21 protein-coding genes are annotated in these 21,101 nt (G+C 49.6%); 18 read left to right on the top strand and 3 right to left on the bottom strand.

Going from position 1 to position 21,101, the window contains the following annotated elements; genetic code table 11:
• Positions 1 to 58 precede the first annotated feature (58 nt).
• From G470_RS0102315 to G470_RS13725, 4 genes are all read left to right on the top strand, one after another.
• Positions 59 to 1,051, top strand: coding sequence for a phosphotriesterase family protein (locus G470_RS0102315; protein WP_028273425.1), 993 nt, complete (start codon positions 59 to 61; stop codon positions 1,049 to 1,051).
• Positions 1,052 to 1,059: 8 nt separating this feature from the next.
• Positions 1,060 to 1,782 (top strand): creatininase family protein, encoded by a 723-nt coding sequence (locus G470_RS0102310; protein WP_028273424.1) that lies wholly within the window; start codon positions 1,060 to 1,062, stop codon positions 1,780 to 1,782.
• A 5-nt stretch (positions 1,783 to 1,787) separates the two neighbouring features.
• On the top strand, positions 1,788 to 2,540 hold the full coding sequence (locus tag G470_RS0102305) for an SIS domain-containing protein (RefSeq protein WP_028273423.1): 753 nt from the start codon (positions 1,788 to 1,790) through the stop codon (positions 2,538 to 2,540).
• A 449-nt stretch (positions 2,541 to 2,989) separates the two neighbouring features.
• Positions 2,990 to 4,102, top strand: a complete 1,113-nt coding sequence (locus G470_RS13725; protein WP_169720315.1) for a LysM peptidoglycan-binding domain-containing M23 family metallopeptidase — start codon at positions 2,990 to 2,992, stop codon at positions 4,100 to 4,102.
• Between the two features lie 76 nt (positions 4,103 to 4,178).
• Here G470_RS13725 and G470_RS0102295 read toward each other — a convergent pair whose 3' ends face one another.
• Positions 4,179 to 5,795, bottom strand: coding sequence for a gamma-glutamyltransferase family protein (locus G470_RS0102295; protein ID WP_028273421.1), 1,617 nt, complete (start codon positions 5,793 to 5,795; stop codon positions 4,179 to 4,181).
• A gap of 532 nt (positions 5,796 to 6,327) precedes the next feature.
• On the opposite strand from G470_RS0102295, the gene G470_RS0102285 reads away from it, so the two are divergent.
• The 11 genes from G470_RS0102285 (at position 6,328) to G470_RS0102225 (ending at position 16,186) form a co-directional block, all read left to right on the top strand.
• Positions 6,328 to 7,638 carry a PTS sugar transporter subunit IIC gene (locus G470_RS0102285; RefSeq protein WP_028273420.1) on the top strand — a complete coding sequence of 437 codons (1,311 nt, stop codon included), beginning with the start codon at positions 6,328 to 6,330 and terminating at the stop codon, positions 7,636 to 7,638.
• 372 nt (positions 7,639 to 8,010) lie between these two features.
• Positions 8,011 to 8,487, top strand: coding sequence for a ribonuclease domain-containing protein (locus G470_RS0102275; RefSeq protein WP_028273419.1), 477 nt, complete (start codon positions 8,011 to 8,013; stop codon positions 8,485 to 8,487).
• Position 8,488: 1 nt separating this feature from the next.
• Positions 8,489 to 8,758 carry a barstar family protein gene (locus tag G470_RS0102270; protein ID WP_028273418.1) on the top strand — a complete coding sequence of 90 codons (270 nt, stop codon included), beginning with the start codon at positions 8,489 to 8,491 and terminating at the stop codon, positions 8,756 to 8,758.
• 71 nt (positions 8,759 to 8,829) lie between these two features.
• Positions 8,830 to 9,186, top strand: coding sequence for a hypothetical protein (locus G470_RS0102265; RefSeq protein WP_028273417.1), 357 nt, complete (start codon positions 8,830 to 8,832; stop codon positions 9,184 to 9,186).
• 351 nt (positions 9,187 to 9,537) lie between these two features.
• Positions 9,538 to 10,200 (top strand): glycerophosphodiester phosphodiesterase, encoded by a 663-nt coding sequence (locus G470_RS0102260; protein ID WP_028273416.1) that lies wholly within the window; start codon positions 9,538 to 9,540, stop codon positions 10,198 to 10,200.
• Entirely contained in the window at positions 10,197 to 11,129 is a 933-nt protein-coding gene (locus tag G470_RS0102255; protein WP_240470627.1) for an ABC transporter permease, read from the top strand. The genes G470_RS0102260 and G470_RS0102255 overlap by 4 nt, the downstream gene beginning before the upstream one ends.
• A 10-nt stretch (positions 11,130 to 11,139) precedes the next feature.
• The gene (locus tag G470_RS0102250; protein ID WP_028273414.1) at positions 11,140 to 12,117 is read left to right on the top strand and encodes an ABC transporter ATP-binding protein; all 978 of its coding nucleotides are present in this window, start codon (positions 11,140 to 11,142) and stop codon (positions 12,115 to 12,117) included.
• 3 nt (positions 12,118 to 12,120) lie between these two features.
• A complete protein-coding gene (locus G470_RS0102245; protein ID WP_028273413.1) occupies positions 12,121 to 13,272 on the top strand; it encodes an extracellular solute-binding protein in 1,152 nt (383 codons plus the stop codon).
• Positions 13,273 to 13,287: 15 nt separating this feature from the next.
• Positions 13,288 to 14,139 (top strand): ABC transporter permease, encoded by an 852-nt coding sequence (locus tag G470_RS0102240; RefSeq protein WP_028273412.1) that lies wholly within the window; start codon positions 13,288 to 13,290, stop codon positions 14,137 to 14,139.
• 615 nt (positions 14,140 to 14,754) lie between these two features.
• Positions 14,755 to 15,267, top strand: coding sequence for a hypothetical protein (locus G470_RS0102230; RefSeq protein ID WP_028273410.1), 513 nt, complete (start codon positions 14,755 to 14,757; stop codon positions 15,265 to 15,267).
• The gene (locus G470_RS0102225) at positions 15,221 to 16,186 is read left to right on the top strand and encodes a CehA/McbA family metallohydrolase (RefSeq protein ID WP_028273409.1); all 966 of its coding nucleotides are present in this window, start codon (positions 15,221 to 15,223) and stop codon (positions 16,184 to 16,186) included. Before G470_RS0102230 ends, G470_RS0102225 begins: the two co-directional genes overlap by 47 nt.
• Before the next feature lie 61 nt (positions 16,187 to 16,247).
• Here G470_RS0102225 and G470_RS0102220 read toward each other — a convergent pair whose 3' ends face one another.
• Positions 16,248 to 17,120, bottom strand: a complete 873-nt coding sequence (locus tag G470_RS0102220) for an acetamidase/formamidase family protein (RefSeq protein WP_028273408.1) — start codon at positions 17,118 to 17,120, stop codon at positions 16,248 to 16,250.
• A 184-nt stretch (positions 17,121 to 17,304) separates the two neighbouring features.
• Between G470_RS0102220 and G470_RS0102215 the strand changes: the two genes are divergently transcribed.
• A complete protein-coding gene (locus G470_RS0102215; RefSeq protein WP_028273407.1) occupies positions 17,305 to 18,837 on the top strand; it encodes a maltose/glucose-specific PTS transporter subunit IIC in 1,533 nt (510 codons plus the stop codon).
• Positions 18,834 to 19,529: an N-acetylmannosamine-6-phosphate 2-epimerase gene (locus tag G470_RS0102210; protein WP_205617867.1), complete on the top strand. Its 696-nt coding sequence runs from the start codon at positions 18,834 to 18,836 to the stop codon at positions 19,527 to 19,529. The genes G470_RS0102215 and G470_RS0102210 overlap by 4 nt, the downstream gene beginning before the upstream one ends.
• A gap of 319 nt (positions 19,530 to 19,848) precedes the next feature.
• On the opposite strand, the gene G470_RS0102205 is transcribed toward G470_RS0102210, so the two are convergent.
• On the bottom strand, positions 19,849 to 20,652 hold the full coding sequence (locus G470_RS0102205) for a MurR/RpiR family transcriptional regulator (protein WP_240470626.1): 804 nt from the start codon (positions 20,650 to 20,652) through the stop codon (positions 19,849 to 19,851).
• A 218-nt stretch (positions 20,653 to 20,870) separates the two neighbouring features.
• Between G470_RS0102205 and G470_RS12410 the strand changes: the two genes are divergently transcribed.
• Positions 20,871 to 21,101, top strand: a 231-nt coding sequence (locus G470_RS12410) for a helix-turn-helix domain-containing protein (protein WP_028273810.1), incomplete at its 3' end; no start/stop codon positions are given.

Here is a 21,101-nt window from a genome sequence, read left to right as displayed (position 1 = left end):
CCGGACGTCCCTTTTCACTATTAAAGAAGAGGGACGCTTTCTTGAAAGGAGAAACGAGATGGCATTTGTACGCACTTTTTTCAAAGACATGGACCCGAGCGAGATGGGGTTCACGTATTCCCACGAGCACATCGTCTGTGTGCCGCCGTATTGGTCGGAGCGGCAGGAAGACGATTTGCTGCTGGACAGCCGGGTGAAATCGCAAAAAGACGTGGAGGATTTCAAAGAAAACGGCGGACAGACCATTGTGGACGCCACTGCAGTCGATTACGGCCGGCGGGTGGAAGATGTGGCGGAAATCAGCCGCGAAACGGGCATTCATATCATCGGGACCGCCGGCTTCAACAAGAGTTTCTTGTGGAAAGCGGATTTGAAACCAACATTGAAATCGTTGGTAGGAGATTACCGGACATACGGGGAGTGGATCGAGAATGCCTCCATCAACCGCTTGGCAGAATTTGTGATCCGCGAAGTGGAAGAAGGACTGGAAGGCAGCGCGTACCGCGGAGGACAGGTGAAATTCGGGACGGGATACAACACGATTTCGCCGCTGGAAGAAAAAACGATCCGTGCCGTAGCGCGGGCACATTTGGAAACCGGCGCTCCTGTACACTCCCATACAGAAGCTGGAACGATGGCGTTGGAACAAATTGAAATTTTACGCGAAGAAGGCGTCAACATCGAATACCTTTCCATCGGGCACATGGACCGCAACCTGGACCCGTATATGCACCAAAAAGTGGCGGAAACCGGTGCATTCTTGTCGTTTGACGGGATCGGAAAAGTGAAGTATGCACCCGAAAGCGCCCGTATCGAAGCGATTTTGCAGTTGGTGGACAAAGGGTTTGAAGATCAAATTTTGGTGAGCGGCGACACCGCACGGAAATCGTACTACAAGCATTACGGTTATGGACTGGGGCTCGAGTACATCATCAAAAAATGGGTGCCGCGGTTCAAAGAAGAAGCTGACACCAAAGGATACGACGGCGACAAATTGGTGCGGAAAATTTTTGTCGACAACCCGCAGCGCTGCTTTGCGTTCAAGAAATGAGGGACGATATGCGTTACGCACAATTGACAATGGATGAAATCAAACAGTATTTGAACGAAGAGACACCGGTGATCTTGCCGATGGGAGCGGTGGAAGTCCATGGGCCGCATCTGCCGCTTGAGACCGACAATTTGCTGGCGGAACGGTACGCTGACTTGTTGGCGGAAAAAATTGGGGCGCTCGTTTTGCCGGTGTTGCCGTACGGACAAGTGTGGAGCCTGCGGAATTTTCCGGGCAGTTTGACGGTGTCGGATGAGACGATGGCGGCATTTTTGTTTGAGATGGGAGAGAGTGTGTACCAACAGGGAACGCGTATGGTCATATTTTTCAGCGCCCATTTAGGCAACATGGCGGCCATGAAGACGGCCGGGCGCAGACTGTATGATGCGTACCCAGATATCAAAATGCTGTACTTGTTTTATCCGAATTTGCTGAAGTTTGCCCAAGACATCCGGGAAGGGAAAAGCGCGCACCACACGTATGTGCATGCGGAGGAAGTGGAGACATCGTTGATGCTCTATTTGGCTCCGGAAGCCGTCGATATGGATAAAGCGATTGATGACCCGCCGGAGATTCCGCTTTCTGCGGATTTTACGCCTACGCCTTGGGAGACCTTTACGGAATCAGCGGTATTAGGGGAAGCGACGCTCGCTTCCAAGGAGAAAGGCCAGTATTTGGTGGAAAAGACATTGGAACAGGCAGTTCGTTTGATTGAACAACTGAAGGAGTGAAGCGCATGATTGACGCGTATTTTGAAAAAGCAGGTCAACTGATGGAACAGGTCAGGGAGTCACAAAAAGAAGCGATGCTGGAAGCCGGCAGGAAAATTGCCGAATCGATTGGGCAAGGGGGAATCGTCCATTTGTTTGGGTGCGGGCACTCCCATATTTTGAGCGAAGAAGTGTTTTACCGCGCAGGCGGGCTGGCGGCGATCTCTCCGATTTTGCACGAACCGTTGATGCTGCATGAAGGAGCATTACGGTCGTCCCAGTTGGAAAGGAAGAACCACTACGCGGAAGAATTTCTGCCGTCTGTTTCGTTCCAATCCGGGGATGTTTTGATCGTCATGTCGACTTCCGGACGCAATCCGGTGCCGGTGGACGTTGCATTGTGGGCAAAGGAAAAAGGCGTTTATGTGGTGGCGTTGACCTCAATAGCGTATTCCGACAGCCAGCCTTCGAGGCATGAGAGCGGCAAACGGCTGTATGATGTAGGAGATGTGGTGATTGACAACAGGGTGCCGCCGGGGGATGCTGCTTTGGAACTGGACGGAGTGCCTGTCCCATTTGCTCCAGTGTCCACGTTAATCGGAACCGCGATCATCCAATCGGTGTTGGCACAGGCGGTCGAAGAGATGGTGAAAAACGGTGTGGAACCGCCCGTCTTTTTGAGCGGAAACATCGAGGGCGCCGACGAACACAACCAGCGTCTGGCTGAGCGCTATGCAAAACGGGTGCCGCTGCTGACTGCGGGATTGAAAGAAGAGTGATTGAATGTGTAGGGAGAGGCCGAAACTTTTTCGGCCTCTCTTTTTTCTATTTCAAACTCATCTCGCTTTTTGTAGGCTGAGTTTGAAATAGAGAGCTCGTAATTTAAACTGGGCTCACTTTTTTGACGCTGAGTTTGAAATAGATGCGTTTTAACTTAAACTGGGCTCGCTTTTTTAACGCTGAGTTTGAAATAGAGGCTCCATAACTTAAACTCAGCCCATTGTTAAAGTTGGGAGATTCATCTTTCGCGGAATCTGAGTTTGAATTATCATCCATCTTACAAAGAAAATAGCAGTTATTTATTACAAATTTTTACAAATCGGTTAAACGCGAGCGTTTCTCACCACTTTTTTTTGAATCGTTGTTAGGGTGGAAATTGGCACCAAAATAATCAATTTGCAGAAAGTGAGGAATGAGTGGTCTTATGCAGAAAAAAGCAGGACAAAAAGTGAACAAGAAATGGGTGGCGGCGGCTGCCACAGCGGCATTGATTGGAGCAGGCGGGGTTATCCCATTTGCCGGTCCAACGACTGTACACGCAGCGGAGGAAAGCAGCGTCCCGGCTTGGAGCGCAAACTCGGTTGAAGAAGTGGCACAAGAATTGGAAATCCAAAATGCCGAACAAACCCTTTCCTACCAAATTCAATGGGGCGACACGTTGAGTGCATTGAGTGCAGCAACGGGAGTGTCTGTCGCAGAAATTGCAGCGCAAAACAACATAGAAAATCCTGATTTGATTTACGCAAATGAGTACTTATACGGCTCTTCAGCAGTAAATCAAGAAGTTGAAGAGACACCAGTTGAGCAAACCGAAGCTGTAGAAGCAGCAGAGCAAACCGAAGAAGCAGCTGAACCAGAAGAGCCGGTTGAAACGGATGAAGCAGAAGAAGTGACTGAAGAGGAAGAAGTGGATGAATCCGCGCTGCCTGCTCCAGGTGAAACAGTGGAACCGATGGAGATGACAGAAGAAACGCCTGTCGCAGAAATTGTGCTGCCGGAAGATCCAGAAGAAGAAGTGGTTGAAGAGGTCCTTCCAGAACCAGAAGAATTGGAAGAAGTTGAAGTTCAAGAGGTCACAACAACCGATGAAATGGTGGATCCGAACGACCAAATCGTGACGGAACAGCTGGTTGCTGTGGTGACGGAGCCGGAATCACACAAAGAACCATCTGAAGCATTCATCATGCCGGCGCAAGGACGGTTGACCTCCGGATACGGGTACCGCAACCATCCAATCAGCTCAATCAGAAGATTGCACGCTGGAATCGATATCGCTGGCGGCGGACCAGTCTCAGCGGTTCAAAGTGGGACAGTTGTCGCAGCGCAGTATGACAGCGGCTGGGGCAATTACGTGAAAATCGATCACGGAAACGGCCTCCAAACGTTGTATGCTCATTTGCAAGACGGAAGCACACAAGTGTCTGTCGGCGATCAAGTTTCCCAAGGCCAAACTATCGGCACAATGGGTAGAACAGGTTCTGCCACAGGCGTCCACTTGCATTTTGAAGTATACGTCAACGGCATCCAAGTCGACCCTGCTCCATATTTGCCGAACGTCTAAATCGATTGCATCACGATAAAAAGATCTCCTAAAAGATTCAGGTCCTTTAGGAGATCTTTTTTAGTATGCGCAATCTTTACCAGCCGACGATGGAACCGTCTGTCCGGGATTCCGTTCCGCCGACCAACACACCGGTCTCGGGATCCCGCCAGATGATTTGACCGCGTCCAAAACTGTTGTTTTCCACTTCGATTTGGATCTCATGTCCTTTTTCCGCGAGCTCTTCCGCCAAGTAATGAGGGAAGGTGTTCTCGACAGAGACTGTCTTGTCTTTGAGCCATTGCCACCTTGGGGCATCCAGCGCCGCTTGTGGATTGAGGTGGAAATCCACAGTGTTGCTCACCACTTGGACATGGGCTTGCGGCTGCATCGCCCCGCCCATTACGCCAAACGGTCCCACCGGCTGTCCGTCTTTTGTCAAAAAGCCGGGGATAATCGTATGGAATGTTTTCTTCCCGCCGGCTAAGGCATTGACGTGTGTTTCGTCCAGCGAAAAATCGTGTCCGCGATTTTGCATGGCGATTCCGGTTCCCGGAACGACCACACCGGACCCGAATCCCATGTAGTTGCTTTGAATCAATGAAACCATGTTGCCGTCTTTATCGGCTGTGGCCAAATAAACCGTCCCGCTTCCGAAAGGCTCACCTGCTTCAGGAATTTGAGCGTACTCTGAAATCAACTCCCGCCGCTTGTCCAAATACGCTGGATCGAGCAAATTGGCAGAGGGAAACGGCATATGGATTTCTTCAGTAACGTATTGTTTGGCATCGGAAAACGCCAATTTGATGGCTTCGATTTGCTTATGGTACAACTCGACGTTTCCTTTGGAAGAAAAGGTATACTCATCCAACAGCCCCAGCGCTTCAAGAGCGACGATGCCTTGACCATTTGGCGGAATCTCCCAGACATCATAGCCATGATACCGGGCGTGGATGGGATCGACCCATTCAGGCCGGTACGCCGCTAAATCTTCATGGGACAAAAATCCGCCTGCTTCTTTGGACGCGCGGACCATTTTTTGAGCCAGCGCTCCATGATAAAAGGATGCGGATGTTGTCTCGGCGATTTCCCGCAGTGTCGCTGCATGACGGGGTGACGACCAGATTTCCCCCACTTTTGGCGCTCTTCCATCGGGAGCGAAGACGGTGAACCATTCCGAAAGTTCCGGCAACTTTTCCTTGGCCGCTTCATATTTGACAAACGCTTTTTTCCAAAATTTCGCAATGGTGGGGGAGACGGGGAACCCTTCTTCTGCATAAGAGATGGCCGGCTCCAAGAGTTCTTCAAATGGGAGGACACCGAAGCGGTCGGATAATTCCGCCCAAGCACCGGGAGCGCCCGGCACAGTGACGGGAATCCAACCATATGTCGGCATCGTCTCGTGGCCTTTTTCCTTGAGGGCATCAATGGAAATGGATTGAGGCGACTTGCCGCTCCCGTTCAATCCGTGTAGCTCGCCTTTTGTCCAAACGAGGGCAAAAGCGTCTCCGCCGATGCCGTTGGTTGTCGGTTCCACCACTGTAAGGCAGGCGGCAGTGGCGATGGCTGCGTCAATGGCGTTGCCGCCTTTTTGCAAAATGCTCAGTCCCGCTTGAGCGGCTAACGGCTGGGAGGTGGCCACCATACCGTTTTTGGCATAGAGCGGTTTTCGGGAGATAGTATACGGATTGGATGGATTGGTCAAAAATTTCATGCGGACAGTCCCTTCTGGTTTTTGGTATGTATAAACCAGAATACCACTCTTTAAAACGTTTGGCGACGGAGAAATGTTTGCGGTACCAGCTGAAACGAAAGAAGGAGAACAGGATGAAATCCCGTTCTCTTTCTTTTTGACCTATGGATTTGAATAAAAAAGCCTCTATCTTAAACTCAACTCTTTTTTTGAGCGTGAGTTTAAGATAGAGGCCGCCTAAATGAAACTCGAGCCTCATTTTGAACCGTGAGCTTCATATAGAGGGGTGCTAATTTAAACTCAGCTTCTTTTGCAGGCCTCGAGTTTAAGATAGCCGCTCTTTGAAAGAAGGGGAGCTTATACAATTTTCCTTTTTGGCGCTAAAAGAAAAACAATGCAAAAAGTCATTGGTAACGCATACAAACTTTGCTATGCTGAACGTATAAGTATACGAAAAGCAGTTTGGAGAGGGGCTTTTTATGGAATAAAAAAAGAGCGTTGATGATTTTGTAAGCGGTTGCCACGACACTTACTTAAAAAGGAGACGGTTAACATGAAGTCATCAAATAATTTTGTTGAAGACAAGCTGATGCCGATTGCCGCGAAAATGTCCGCCAACAAGGCGTTGATTGCCGTACGTGACGGGATTACGCTGGCTATGCCGTTGATCATTATCGGGTCCTTGTTCATGATCATCGCCAGTTTCCCGATTCCAGGTTGGTGGGAAGCATGGCTGGGAGAAATTGGGGTTGCTCCTTACCTTTGGAAAGGCGTGGACAGCAGTTTCGGGTTGATCGGTTTGGTTGCCAGTTTCGGGATCGCCCAAAGTATGGCGAACCAGTATGGAGCGGATGGAGTGGCCGCAGGAATCATTTCGCTTTCTTCATTCATTACGGTTACTCCTTTTGTGACTGGGGAAACTGGAACAGGTATCACGGTGTCCCGCATGGGGGCAGCCGGGTTGTTCGTTGCGATCATCCTCGGACTGCTTTCCGGGTACATTTACCAATGGTTCATTGCCCGCGACTTGCAAATCAAAATGCCGGACAGTGTTCCCCCGGCAGTGGGAAGAAGTTTCAGCGCCATCATCCCGGGAGCCTTCATCATCACGATGTGGCTCATTATTTCGAGTGTGCTGGATGCAACGGGACTTCCGGATCTGCACAATTTGGCTCAAGCCATCTTGGGTGGACCATTGAGTTTGTTGGGTAGTAACGTGTTTGGAACGATGCTCATGGCAGGGTTGAACAGTATGTTCTGGTTTGTGGGGCTCCACGGCGGAAATACGGTGAACCAAATTATGAGCCCGATTTGGCTGGCCAATTTGGATGAAAACATCGCAGCTTACCAATCCGGAACAGAACTCCCGCATATCATCACCACACCTTTCATGGATAACTTTGTCTACATGGGAGGCGGGGGCGCCACACTTGGTTTGGTCATTGTGCTGGCAGTCTTGGCGCGGAAAAGAAAGGCTTCCAAGCAAACGAAAACGTTGGCGCCGTTGACACTGGTTCCGGGAATCTTCAATATCAACGAGCCGGCCATGTTTGGGATTCCAGTTGTATTGAACCTATTGCTGATCGTGCCGTTCATCTTGGCGCCGATTGTCAACGTCCTTATTGCCTATACCGCCATGTCGATCGGGCTTGTCCCGCTCACACGAGTCGCCACCGCTTGGACGATGCCGCCGATCCTCAGCGGATTCTTGACAACAGGAAGCATCGCCGGAGCGTTGCTGCAAGTGTTCATGATTGTGGTGAATGTCCTCTTGTACCTGCCGTTTTACTATGCGGTGGAGAAAAACAATTTGAGGCAGGAAGAAAAAGAAACCAGTGAACAGCTGAAAGAAGAAACCGTCTGAAGACTGCACCTCCAAAGATACCCTCTTTGGGGGTGATTTTTATATTGTTATACCTGTCCCGTTTTGGTAAAGTAAGCGTATACTTTAACCTCTTCAGTTTTACCTCTTGTATAACACCTCGTCACACCACATCTCTCACCGAAAGGCGGATCACCATGACCAAAAACAGAACCATCATCGGTTTCAGAAACGGCTTTTTCCTGTCGTCCATCCTTTGGGGCATCATCGGACTCTTTTTCCGGCTTCTCTTTTACTGAAATCAGTATGCCTATACCCGCGGAAGGGTAGAGCCTTCTGCGGGTATTTTGTGTTGTGTTTTTCCAAAGAACTGATTAGAATGAGAGCAGCGTTTGTAGGAGAAGGAGAATCGAAATGAAGAAACGACTATGGCCTCTATTGCTGATGATGCTTGGTTTCCTGCTGTCAGCTTGCGGACCGCTCGAAGCGGTACTGGAAGAAGTGGCCCAGATGGAAACCACTACGGTGGATGAGGAAACTCTTGATGAAGACGGTTATTACAGCAGTCCGGAAGATGTGGCGCTTTACTTGTACACGTTTGAAACCTTGCCGGACAATTACATCACAAAAGCGGAAGCGCGCGACTTTGGATGGGAAGCCAGTGAAGGCAATTTGTGGGAAGTCACCGATCAGCTGATCATCGGCGGCGACCGTTTCGGAAACCGGGAAGGCTTGCTTCCCGAAGCGCCGGGCAGACAATATTACGAAGCCGACGTCAATTACAACGGCGGGTACCGCGGGGAAGAACGGCTCGTCTACTCCAATGACGGATTGATTTACTATACCGATGACCACTACGACAGCTTCACGCTGCTTTACGGGGAGGAATAACATGCAGACCATACAATTGGACGGTACACATATGCAAACGAAAGAACGGCTTCATGCGTATCTGCATGCCCAGCTGCCTTTGCCGGGTTATTACGGCTGGAACTTGGATGCGTTGTACGACGCACTGACGTCTTACGACAAACCATTGTCCATCATGCTGATCAACAAGCCTGAATTGTTGAATCAGCTGGGCACATACGGCGAAACCTTTGTCCAGACACTGAGAGACGCTTCAGAAGTGAATCCACAAGTGGAATTCAAAGTCATCTAAACTCAAAAGACCTTGCGTATCACAACGCAGGGTCTTTTTTCGTATAATGAAGAAAAGAAAGGAGGGCGCAGATGAACTGGCGAACGGTATTTTTGGTGATGGGACTTGTCTTGTCTGCAGCCTCTAAATGGCTGCAGCTCCGCTATTCCTCCGTTTGGGGAGATGTGATCATTCTTCCGGCTGCGGTCTTTTTCGTATTGGCGGTGCTGCTTTCGATCCCTTCTTTTCAAAATTATTTGGCTGAAAAGTCGACAAGGAACCGCGCAAAAAGATTTGCGCTCTTCAGCTGCCTGACCATTTTAAGTTTTCAACTGTTCACCATGATGACATTTGGAAGAGGCTTTGCTTGGGGATGGGTATTCCTGGTTCCAGTATTGATTTTTGCCGGTTCAGCTGTGTACGTGTGGCGTCATTTATCACAACTCTGAAAATAAAGTGGAGTTATGAAGAATAACTCGCTTTATTTCTCACAATCCGCCCCAACGAAGAGGAGTTATGATAATTAAATGCGTTTATTTCTCATAACTTCCTTTTACAGGACCGGGTTATGAGAATTAAGCACCTTTTTAGAAGCAGGGAGCGCAGGTTCTCTGCTTCTTTTTTTGTCCATTCATGAAGTGAGCCTCGAAATGAGCGCCACTCTATGAATTGACGCTTTCTCGTTTCCATTTTTACCAAAGATTTATAAAGTTTGCACGTTCCTTACGGTATTTTGGGGCTAGTTTTTACAATCCAAACCTATACTTGGGTTGTGAGCACGAAAGGAAAGGGAGAGTGCGATGATGGTAACGGCGCATTCCGGAAGCGACGGCACTCCGGAGAACAGTCTTGTCTTTTTGGAAGAGATGCTGGATGGGAAAGCTGCGTGTGTAGAGGTGGACGTGCGGCGGGCGGAGTCAAACGTGTTGTACTTAAGTCATGATGCACAAGAAAACATCGATGGGCTGGTGACGCTGGAAGAGGCGTTCGAGCGGATGGCGTGGGACGAGGAATGCTGGATCAACTGTGATTTGAAAGAAGGGCATTTGGAGCAGCCGGTGTTTGATTTGGCCAAGAAGTACGGTATTTGGGACCGGCTGATTCTTTCAGGAAGTGTCTATATCTCTCAGCTGCGGACGGTCCGCGAGCGGGGAAAGGTGTTTTATAATCCTGAAAACTTGATTCCCAATATGTCCAGTACGTTTACAAAAAGGAACTTGGACGAGCTGCTGGCGTTTTGCAAAAAGAATGCGATTCAAACACTGAATGTCAATCATCACTTTGCGGAAGAATGGGTGATTGACCACTGTCGCCAAGAAGGGATCGGGCTTTCCGTGTGGACGGTGAACGATCTGAACCGGATCGATTGGTTCAAATCCCAAGGTGTCCGCAATGTCACGACTCGGCGCGCGAAGGTTTACCAAGAAAGGGAGCAGATGAAAGAAGAGGTGAGGAATGCATGATTGAATCGAAAAACAATGCGGCGAACCAGCGGGCGTTGGAAAAACGGACGCCGGTTTGGACGGCGATGGGCGAAGTCGTCACCAGCTTTTTCAAAGGATTGAACGTGCGGCGCTTTTATCATGGAGTAGGAAAGAAGAAGTTTTTTGAATTTCTCTTGTTCGCTGTTTTCTTGTTGTTCTTTTACGGACCGCTGATGAACACGTTCATGCTGGCGTTTGCCAATATTTACCAATTCCCGGACGTGGTGCCGCGGGAATTCGGTTTCCAGTGGTGGGACTTCGTGTTGTCCCAAAACACACTCGTTGAATCCATCGCGACCTCTTTCTTGTTGGCGGCGGGAACGACAGTGGTGTCACTGATTGTGTGCCTGCCGGCGGCGTATGCGTTGGCGCGGTTTGATTTCAAAGGCAAGAAGCTCTTTATGTTTTCCTTTTTGCTGTCCAATGCATTTCCAAAAATTGGACTGTACACCGCGATGGGCATCATTTTTTACCGTTTCAACCTGATGGGGACGATTCCGGGAGTGGTGATTGTTCATTTAATCAACTCGTTATTGTTCATGATCTGGCTGCCGGCCGGGGCGTTCCGGAATGTCCATTCCCAGCAGGAAGAAGCGGCGCGGGATGCCGGGGCCTCGCCATTTCAGACATTTGTCAAAATCACGCTGCCGCTTGCGGCACCGGGAATCGCAGTGGCTTCCATGTACACGTTCCTCGGGTCGTTGGAAGAAGCGCAAGGCACGTTGCTGGTCGGCTTCCCCGAAATCAATACGATGGCGACATCAATGTACGGCGTCATTTTGGATTACCCAGCAACAGCAGGCGCGGTGTTCGCGTTGATTTTGATCATTCCGTCGCTTGTCGTTGTCTTGTTGTTCCGCAAATATTTGGTGCCGTCATCGATCGGAAAGAGTTTGACAGGAAAGTGAGGAAAACACAATGAAAACAGCCACACCGAAAGTGGAAATCAAACAACTGGCTAAAGTGTACCCAAACGGCGACGGAGTCCGGGACATCAACTTGGACATCCGGGAAGGAGAAATCATCACGCTCTTGGGTCCTTCTGGATGTGGGAAGACGACCATATTGCGCGCTTTAGGAGGATTTATCGATGTGACACGGGGAAGCATCTCCATCAATGGGGAAGAGGTCACCCATTTGCCGCCGGAACAGCGTCCCACAGGAATGGTGTTCCAAAGCTACAACTTGTGGCCGCACATGACGGTGGAAGAAAACTTGGCGTTCGGATTGAAACTCCGGAAGACTCCTAAGAAAGACATCAAGCGCCGCATCGAAGAGATGCTCGAGATCATGCGCCTGCCGGGAACCGAGAAGAAATACCCGAATCAATTGTCCGGAGGCCAGCAGCAGCGGATTGCCATTGCGCGCTCTCTTTTATTGGAGCCGGCCGTTCTGTTGATGGACGAACCGTTTTCGGCGCTAGATGCCAAAATCCGAATGCAGATGCGGGAAGAGTTGAAACGAATCCAGGCGGAACTCAATATCACCGTGGTATTTGTGACGCACGACCAAGAAGAAGCGATGTCCTTGTCGCACCGGATTGTGGTGATGGACAAAGGGAAAATGGCGCAAGTGGGCACGCCGGCAGAAATTTACGACAAACCGGCTTCCACCTATGTCGCGTCTTTCATCGGCGAAATGAACTTTTTGGAGCGGGGCGGCGAACAGTTGGCTTTCCGCCCGGAAGACGTCAGCATCCATACAGACGGAAACGGGATGCGCAGCGGTGTCATTCGAAGCATCATGCTGTTGGGGCACTATGCATCGGTCACCATCCAGACGGAAAACACAACGATCAAAGCATTCGTTCCGCGGCATGAAACCGTGGAGCTGGAAGAAGGACAGACCATTTCATTTGATTTGAACAAACTATTGACCTACAAAAAAGGAGCGTAAACCATGTTGAAAAAGAAGAAGCATATGGGGTTGTTGATGGCAGGAGCGGCTTTGCTGGCGGCATGCGGAAACGATGCAGCAGCTGGAGAAGACGGGAAAGACGTGGTGACACTGTGGGCAGGCGGATCGGATAATGTCCGGATCGCTATGGAATCGGTTGTCGATGCCTTCAACGACAGCGAGTACGGCGAGGATTACGAATTGGAACTCGAATACATACTGTCCGGATCAGGCACCCAAAGTCTCCGCGACCGCATTGTTGCCGCACAAAAAGCGGGGGAAACCGACACCGACTATGACTTGATTCTCACATCCGACTCGGAATTTGTTTCGTACGTCGAAGAGGGCGGGGAAGACATCTTCACGCCGGTTGACTTTGAAAAAGTACCGAATGCGGAAAACTTACAAGCCTCTGTATCCGTCGGGGAAGACTATTTGGTGCCTTACAGAGGAACGACCGTTGTTTTGGCCTACAATTCCGACAACGTTCCCACTCCTCCAAAAACAGCGGACGAGTTGTACCAGTGGATCAAAGACAATCCAGGGCGCTTTGCGTACAACACGCCCGGTTCCGGAGGGGCGGGCAGTTCGTTTGTGACGACGGCGGTGTACAACTCGCTTCCCGAAGAAGCCTTGACGTCTCAAGATGAGTCGTGGAAAGACCAATGGGACGAAGGGTTCGGCCTATTGGAAGAGCTGCACCCGCATATGTACCAGTCAGGCGGGCAAGTCGTTTATCCAAACAAAAACCAAGGCACGCTGGATTTGTTGGCGAACCAAGAAGTGGACATCATCCCGGCGTGGGCAGACATGGTGATCCAGCAGATCGGTCAAGGCACGCTGCCTGAATCCACTAAAATCGCGCAGATCGACCCGAGTTTCACAGGGAACGTCGATGCGATGGTGATGCCGTCGATCGGAAGCGATGTGGAAGGCGCGCATGCCGTGATGGACTTCATGCTGACAGAAGAAGCACAAAGCATTTTGCTGGACGAGATGGCGGCCATTCCGTTGATCGATGCGGCGAACTTGGAATCTGAAAACTCCGCACTCTTGGAAGGCTTGGACGTCAGAGAGTTCCGCGTCTCCAGTCTCGGCACACTCGGCACCGAACTCAACGAACGGTGGGATCAAGACATCGCATCGCTGCAGTAGAAAGGAAGAACCCTCATGAGCAGCCAGAAACTCAAAAAATGGACACCGTATTTGCTGACCGCTCCGTCTTTGCTGGTCGTTGTCTTGTTCGTGATCTACCCGATTCTCAACTCGGTATTCAGAAGCTTCCAAAATAAAGAAACAGGCGGCTTCACACTCGAGCATTACCAGTACTTTTTAACGGACCCTTTGCAGCAAAGCAACATCCTCTACACCTTGAAAATCGTGCTGTGGACCGTCCTCATCACGCTCGTGTTCAGCTACTTGCTGGCGCTGTACCTTCGTTTTTCGGGAAGCCGTTTGAGTAAGTGGATGGGCATGCTGACGCTGTTGCCGCGCTTCATTCCAGGACTCGTGGCCGTCTATGCCGTCATCTTGGTGATCCGCGATTCAGGAGTCATCAACCGCTTGGGTATGCTCGTGGGACAAGAGTGGCAATTGGGATGGATGTTCAACGAAAAAGGGATTATCTTGATGAACATTTGGTTCAATATCCCGTTTTCGACACTGATCATCTTCGCTTCCTTATCGGGCATTCAGCAGTCCATCATCGAAAGCGCGAAAGATGTCGGCGCCAGCAAATGGCAGATTTTCCGCTCGATGATTTTACCGCTGTCTTACAAAGACGCGCTGGTCGCTGTGACGTTTACATTCATGGGCAATGTCGGTTCGTTCACGACGCCGTTTCTGATGGGCGGCAACTCACCGAAGATGCTCGGCATCGCCTTATACGACCAATTCAACAGCTACATGGATTACGAACGAGCCGCCGCCTTGTCGGTGTTGATGTTCCTAATCTGTTCCTTGTCCGCAGTGGTTTATATTTACAGCAACTTGAAAGAGAAAGAATGGGAAAAGAGAGCTTAGTCAATGCAAAAAGAGACAGGGATTTGTTCCCGTCTCTTTTTTTGCGCTCGGAAAATTACGGATTCGACCAACTCGAGTCCAATTTAGTTTTGAATAAAAAGGAGGCTATTTCAAACTCGGAGATTCTTGTACAGCTTGAGTTTGAAATACAGAGGGTCTATTTCAAGCTCGCACCTATTTCGGAACCGTGAGTTTAACTTAGAGGGGGTCTATTTCAAGCTCGACTCAGTTTTAGGACCGCGAGTTTAATATAGAGGGAATTTATTTCAAATTCGCTTTGCGGAAGAGGGCATCCGCAAAGTTTTTTTTGATTGATTCCAGCTCAAAAAGAAATTGGCCCTCGAGTTGGAATCAAAACGCTGATTGATTCCAACTCAAAAACGGAACTGCCACTGAGTCGGAATCAAAACCTCGTTTGATTCCGACTCAACTAGAAATGGTTCATCGAGTTGGAACCAAACGTTTTTCTGGACGCGGGATGACTCTTCATTCCCCAAGTAAGCGCTGGTTTACGATAAGTTAACAGAGGTTGCGTAAAGCTAACGGTTTTTTAGGAAAAGAGTTTACATACGGAAAGTAGAATAAGGATAGGAAGATCATGTAAGAAAGAAGGGGTTGGCAATTAAAGCGATCATCAATCAACAGCTGGTGTTGACGCCGGCGGACAATCAGACGAACATTCCATTGACGTTTCAACTGGAGAAGGAATACGAACGGCTGGTCATTGAGTTTGCGTATGGACCGAGTCATGCGACGGAAGCGGAAGCCTTCGAGCAGGTGAGAGAGGCTTTGGGAAACTATTTTCCTTCCGATGAACCGGTGGCGGATGAACTGGTGCGCGCTCATCTGCCTGTGGAGAACTTGGTGACGCTGTCTCTCTCGTATAACGGGGAGTATTTAGGCGCGCGGCATACGAAAGAACGCGACTTGAAAGTGGTGCTGTCAGAAGAAAAAGCGAGTTTAGGATTTGCGCCGCAGCCGATTCTTCCAGGGAAATGGGAAGTGCAATTGAATGCGCACAGCGTGGCATCAGAAAAAGTAATAGCCAATTTGCGTGTTTGTGCGGAAGGAGTGAGCGTGGATGAACCAGTACGCAGTGGAATTGCACAGCCACACGAATCACAGTGACGGCGACTTTACAGTGGATGAACTCCATCAGCAAGCGCTGGAGTATGGATACGACGGCTTGATTTTGACGGATCACAATACGGCGTCAGGATACAAGGAATTGGAAGAACGGGCAGAAGAAAGCCGGCTCGTGACTCTGGGCGGCATCGAGTGGACCACGTATTTCGGGCATATGCTCGTCCATGATGCCAAACGGCTGGTGGACTGGCGGACGGCCAAGCCGGATACGATTGATCAGCACATTTTGGAGGTGAAAGAAGCGGGCGGGCTGGTCGGCATCGCGCATCCGTATGCGGTGGGGAGCCCGATGTGCACCGGCTGCCACTGGTCGTTCAATGTGACGAATTGGGACAACGTCGATTACATCGAGGTTTGGAACTCAGTCAGTCCTGACGATCAGTATTGGAGCTGGGATGCGTACAGTCTGTGGGCTGGTCTTTTGGACCGCGGCACCCGGATATCGTGCAGCGCCGGCAGGGACTGGCACCGGAAGGAGCCGATGGAAGAAAATCCGGCGATCACGTATGTGGAAACTGAGGGCCCGCTGATCAAATCGAGTTTTCGCGGCGCGTTGGAACAGGGGGCCTTTTACATCACGCTGGGCCCATCGCTCGATTGGGCGATTGAACAAAACGGGCGCTATGTCCGAATGGGTGAAACATTGAAGGCTGGTCAAGGACAGCTGCAGTTGAGTGTGCTGCCGGTCATGAATAAAACACTGCGGAAGTTTGCACCAAAAGTGGAGCGGGTGAAAGTGATTCACAACGGAAAAGTCTGCGTGGACGAACAGGTGGAAGAAGAGACCGTATCCGTTCCGCTGGAATTGGCTCCCGGTTATGTGCGTGTGGAACTGTGGGGAACCATCAAAGGAAAAAGCAACGAACTGTTGACCATATCCAATCCGATTTACATTGACTGAGAAAGGGAATTAAAAAAAGAAGAAGCGGGGCTTTAAGATAAGCGCCGCTTCTTCAGTCTGCTTATTTCAATAATGATTTCGCCAGTTCCATCCGCATCGTCACATTCGGGTTGACCACTTGGCAGGCATGCAGGTTCCCGGCCATCGATAAGAGCATGCCGGCTTGGTTGAATGTCAGCTCGGATTTTTTCTGAATCAGGTCCGCCATGTTTTCCGTGGCGAGACGGCCCGCTTCTTCCAATGTGGCCCGCGAACCGATCGTGATCCACAAGTCATCGGTTTCGACCAACGGCACAGGAAGATCAAAGTTTTTGACAACTTCGACTGTCACTTCGACTTCGCCTGGAATTTCCAGTCCGTCACCCATGATTTCTCCGTCACCCATCGCCGCATGCAAGTCGCCCATCGCAAGCAGGGCACCTTCCACGTTGACCGGCAAATAAAGTGAGGCACCTTCCGCGATGCGGGTGGTGTCCATGTTGCCGCCGTGGTCATGAGGCGTGCCGGTGTTCACCGGTTCGCCGGCTGGAGCGGTCCCGATAACGCCGATCATTTTCCGCAAAGGAACGTTGATGCCTTTGTACTCGACATGGTCATCGGTCACTTTGCAGATTACGGTTTCTTCTTCCACGATGCTGCCCGACAAATTGCCCAAACCTGGTGCCGTCACAATGACACCTTGATCCGGAAGCGTGATGGAATGAATCGTAACTTTCAACGTGTCGCCTGGCTCTGCGCCGTTGACGAACAAGGGGCCAGTCGCCGGATTGACTTTGCTGAAATCAATCGCACTCACCAAGTCCTCGCTTGATTGGACGGTATTTGAAAAACAGTCCAACGTTTCAAAAACGACCGTCGCTCCGCTGTCCACAGAGAGTGCCGGTTTATTCGCTTTTTCCATACTGAAAACAACGTGCTCACTGGAAATTCTCATCTCTTTTCCCCCTAGAAAAGTAATCAATGTTCACTTTGATTATGAAGGGTTTGCGCAAATAAGTCAAAGCGGGATTGGATTTATAACGGATGTAAGGAAATATTTTCTTTAATCAAATATTGACGAAAACATTTCCAAAACGTATACTAGGCGTACAAAGGTTTCACATTAGGAGGGGAAAAGAATGAATAGATTTTTTGAGAAAGCCCAGCAGTTTGGGAAATCGTTTATGCTGCCGATCGCCATTTTGCCGGCAGCGGGGTTGTTGTTGGGAATCGGGGGAGCTTTATCAAACCCGAATACTGTAAACGCTTATCCGGTTTTGGACGTTGCTTGGCTGCAAGCCGTTTTTACCATCATGGCGAGCGCGGGCAATATTGTCTTTGCCAACTTACCGATCATTTTTGCGGTAGGGGTAGCCATCGGGTTGGCCAAATCCGATAAAGGCACAGCCGGCTTAGCTTCGTTGATCGGGTATTTCGTCATGCACGCCACGGTGAATGCCATCTTGACCATCACCGGCAATTTGGCCGCAGAAAACATGGCGGCTGTCGGACAAGGAACAACAGTCGGCATCCAATCGTTAGAAATGGGTGTGTTCGGGGGAATCATCATTGGGATTGTGGCTTCCATCCTGCACAACCGGTTCAACAAAATCGAGCTCCCGCAGTTTCTCGGCTTCTTCGGAGGGTCGCGTTTTGTTCCGATCATCACATCCGTTGCAGCTATCGCAGTAGGGGCGGTTATGTATTTTGTCTGGCCATTGTTCCAGCAGCTGATCGGCGGATTGGGAGATTTGGTCAACGCCACAGGATACATCGGAACATTGATTTACGGGTTCGTTTTACGTATGCTTGGACCATTGGGCTTGCACCACATTTTTTACTTGCCGTTTTGGCAAACAGGATTGGGCGGCACGATGGAAATCGGCGGCGAAGTGGTGCAGGGAACACAAAACATCTTCTTTGCTCAGCTGTCTGATCCGTCCACTCAAGAATTCTACATCGGCACATCCCGCTTCATGTCGGGGCGTTTCATCACCATGATGTTCGGGATGGTCGGAGCCGCATTGGCCATGTACCGTACAGCCAAACCGGAAAACAAAAAGATTGTCGGCGGTTTGATGCTGTCCGCTGCATTGACATCCTTTTTGACAGGAATCACGGAGCCGATTGAATTCTCATTCTTGTTTGTTGCTCCGCTGTTGTATGTGGTTCACGCATTGTTTGACGGATTTGCCTTCATGCTGGCGCACATTTTTGAAATCACGATTGGCCAAACGTTCTCAGGCGGATTTATCGACTTCATTTTGTTCGGCGTCTTGCAAGGGAATGCCCGCACCAACTGGGTGTATGTCCTTTTGATTGGAACAGCGTGGTTCTTCTTGTACTACTTCACATTCACGTTCTTAATCCGCAAATTCAATTTCAACACTCCTGGACGGGGAGAGCAACTGGAAGAAACGGTAGGTACTCAAGGAACCGAGAGAGCCATGGCAATCATCGCCGCATTGGGCGGAACCGAAAACTTGGCGGGCGTAGACAACTGTGCCACTCGTTTGCGGGTGACGGTCAACAACGCAGATCAAGTCAATGAATCCGATTTGCAAAAGACTGGCAGCAAAGGTGTGGTGAAAAAAGGGAACGGCGTACAAGTCATTTATGGACCGCAAGTTTCTGTCATCAAAAATGAAATCGAAGAAGCGTTAGGAGAATGAATATGTTAAATGAAGTGAAATCTGGCTTGATCGTATCATGCCAAGCATTGTCCCATGAGCCTCTTCACAGTTCGTACATCATGGGCCGGATGGCAGCTGCCGCAAAAGAAGGTGGCGCTCAAGGGATTCGGGCAAATTCAAAAGAAGACATCATCGAAATCAAGAAAACTGTCGATTTGCCGGTTATCGGTATTGTCAAACGGGATTACGACGACTCCAAAGTGTTCATCACTGCCACCATGAAAGAGATTGATGAACTGGCTGAATCCGGCTGCGAAATGGTGGCGTTGGATGCCACTGATCGTGTCCGTCCGAATGGCGAGACATTGGAAACTTTTGTCCAAAAAATCCGTGCGGCTTATCCAGAATTGCTGTTGATGGCGGACACGTCCACGATTGAGGAAGCGAAAAAAGCGGAAGAACTGGGCTTTGATTGTGTCTCCACCACATTGATGGGGTACACGGAAAAATCAGAAGGCCACAACATCGCAGACAACGATTTTGAGCGTCTGAAAACCATTTTGAAAGAAGTTTCGGTACCGGTAATCGCCGAGGGACATGTCGATACGCCTGAAAAAGCGAAACGCTGCTTGGAATTGGGCGTTCACGCAGTAGTGGTCGGCAGTGCCATCACACGTCCGCAGCTGATCGCAGAAAAATTTGCAACAGCGATGCAAGAAGCACACAACTAATCAAAAGGAAGAGGCCGGGCATATGTCCCGGCCTCTTCCTTTTGCTATTTCAAACTCACATGCCTGAGAAGGGGCTGAGTTTGAAATAGACAGCGGCTAAGTTAAACTCAGAACCAGAAAAAGAAGGCGAGCTTAACTTAGATGGGGTCTAAGTTAAACTCGAGGTTCTAAAATAAGTGTGAGTTTCATTTAGGAGGCTTGTAAGTTAAATTTGCACTCTAAAAATAGAGCTTAGTTTAACTTACATCGCTTCTTCCTGCAATCAAAAAAGCAGCCCGCAAGGAGTTCACTTGAAATGAACTTTTTGCGGGCTGTTTGTTTAATTGATTTCCAAAGCTTCAAGCGTCTTCCGTCTATTATTGAGATATGTGTCGTTTTTCAGCAACAAGTAGCACAATATATCCAATATATAATGCGTCGCGAGCTGGCTGTTGATGAACTTTTCATCCGGAACAGAAATCCGGTCGGACGCAAACAAGATTTCATCCGCTATTTCCGTCAGTTCCGTATAATTTTGACTGGTGATGGTGTAAATGGGCGTCTTTCGCTTTTTAGCTGATCTGCATGTCGCTAAAATGGCATCCGTTTTTCCAGTACTGGATAAGGCGAGAAGCATGTCGTTTTCATCGAGAAGCGATGTCCGCATCAGCATCATATGCGGGTCGGTGATGGCTTCAGCCTGCAGGCCCATGCGCATCAATCGGGACTCCAATTCGAAGGCGCTCAATCCTGAGTTTCCGATGCCGCAGACGATAATGCGGCTAGCATTCGCGATGGCTTCAACAAATTTCGAACATTGGGCAATATCCAACAGCTCCGTGGTGGATTGAATGACTTGATGATAATAAGAAGAAATGGTGTTCACAACATCCGCAAGCGGCAAATCATCATGGTCTTCCCGGGTGATCAGGGCTTTGAAATCTCCAAAACTGCTGTACCCCAATTTGTTCATCATACGCGAAACGGTGGAATTGGATGTGTTTGTTTTGGAAGAGATTTCTGTGATGCCCATTTGTTTGATGGATTCTTTGTTTTCAAGTAGAAATTTTGCGATGTGTTTCTCTTTTTTGGAGAGCAACTCCAGATTTTGTGTGACTCGATTGGCGAAACTCAATTCTTGCACGGTCATCTCTCCTCCGACTGTATTCGGTAAAAGTATAGCATAGAAGTGGAAACCGCTGAAAGGGCAACATCAGAGGGTCATGACTTATGCAAATGATTTTCCAATTAAACGAAGGCAGATTTTATAATGAAGCTAGCCACCGCCAAAGAAAAAACGCCACGTGAATTTCTGGTATATTGAGGTTACCACTAACTCTCAATAGACAAGGATGAATTCACGTGACACAAACCCATCTTAACACAGAATCCCGCAAGGGAAAACACCTTTCCTACGCCGAGCGCTGCCAGATCGCGGTCCTGAAGAAGGAAAAGTACTCGAATCGCGATATTGCCCAGGTGTTGGGGCGGGCTCCGGAGACGATCAACAGCGAAGTCAGAAACGGGACGGTCCAGCAGCTCCGCCGCCAGAAGCAGAACGGGAAGACCTACGACTACTATGAAAAGGTCTAT

The sequence above is a fragment of the Atopococcus tabaci DSM 17538 genome, assembly GCF_000429585.1.
Lineage (GTDB): Bacteria > Bacillota > Bacilli > Lactobacillales > Carnobacteriaceae_A > Atopococcus > Atopococcus tabaci.
Note: the sequence above shows the minus strand (reverse complement) of the source record. Positions and strands in the feature narration are given on the sequence as shown.

Bases quoted from the DNA above. Each gene is read 5' to 3' on its own strand.
- G470_RS0102250 (WP_028273414.1), top strand. From the start codon at position 11,140: ATGAAAACAGCCACACCGAAAGTGGAAATCAAACAACTGGCTAAAGTG.
- G470_RS0102305 (WP_028273423.1), top strand. From the start codon at position 1,788: ATGATTGACGCGTATTTTGAAAAAGCAGGTCAACTGATGGAACAGGTC.
- G470_RS0102270 (WP_028273418.1), top strand. From the start codon at position 8,489: ATGCAGACCATACAATTGGACGGTACACATATGCAAACGAAAGAACGG.
- G470_RS0102260 (WP_028273416.1), top strand. From the start codon at position 9,538: ATGATGGTAACGGCGCATTCCGGAAGCGACGGCACTCCGGAGAACAGT.
- G470_RS0102255 (WP_240470627.1), top strand. From the start codon at position 10,197: ATGATTGAATCGAAAAACAATGCGGCGAACCAGCGGGCGTTGGAAAAA.
- G470_RS0102220 (WP_028273408.1), bottom strand. From the start codon at position 17,120: ATGAGAATTTCCAGTGAGCACGTTGTTTTCAGTATGGAAAAAGCGAAT.
- G470_RS0102265 (WP_028273417.1), top strand. From the start codon at position 8,830: ATGAACTGGCGAACGGTATTTTTGGTGATGGGACTTGTCTTGTCTGCA.
- G470_RS0102240 (WP_028273412.1), top strand. From the start codon at position 13,288: ATGAGCAGCCAGAAACTCAAAAAATGGACACCGTATTTGCTGACCGCT.
- G470_RS0102310 (WP_028273424.1), top strand. From the start codon at position 1,060: ATGCGTTACGCACAATTGACAATGGATGAAATCAAACAGTATTTGAAC.
- G470_RS0102215 (WP_028273407.1), top strand. From the start codon at position 17,305: ATGAATAGATTTTTTGAGAAAGCCCAGCAGTTTGGGAAATCGTTTATG.
- G470_RS0102275 (WP_028273419.1), top strand. From the start codon at position 8,011: ATGAAGAAACGACTATGGCCTCTATTGCTGATGATGCTTGGTTTCCTG.
- G470_RS0102295 (WP_028273421.1), bottom strand. From the start codon at position 5,795: ATGAAATTTTTGACCAATCCATCCAATCCGTATACTATCTCCCGAAAA.
- G470_RS0102245 (WP_028273413.1), top strand. From the start codon at position 12,121: ATGTTGAAAAAGAAGAAGCATATGGGGTTGTTGATGGCAGGAGCGGCT.
- G470_RS0102225 (WP_028273409.1), top strand. From the start codon at position 15,221: ATGAACCAGTACGCAGTGGAATTGCACAGCCACACGAATCACAGTGAC.
- G470_RS0102285 (WP_028273420.1), top strand. From the start codon at position 6,328: ATGAAGTCATCAAATAATTTTGTTGAAGACAAGCTGATGCCGATTGCC.
- G470_RS0102210 (WP_205617867.1), top strand. From the start codon at position 18,834: ATGAATATGTTAAATGAAGTGAAATCTGGCTTGATCGTATCATGCCAA.
- G470_RS0102315 (WP_028273425.1), top strand. From the start codon at position 59: ATGGCATTTGTACGCACTTTTTTCAAAGACATGGACCCGAGCGAGATG.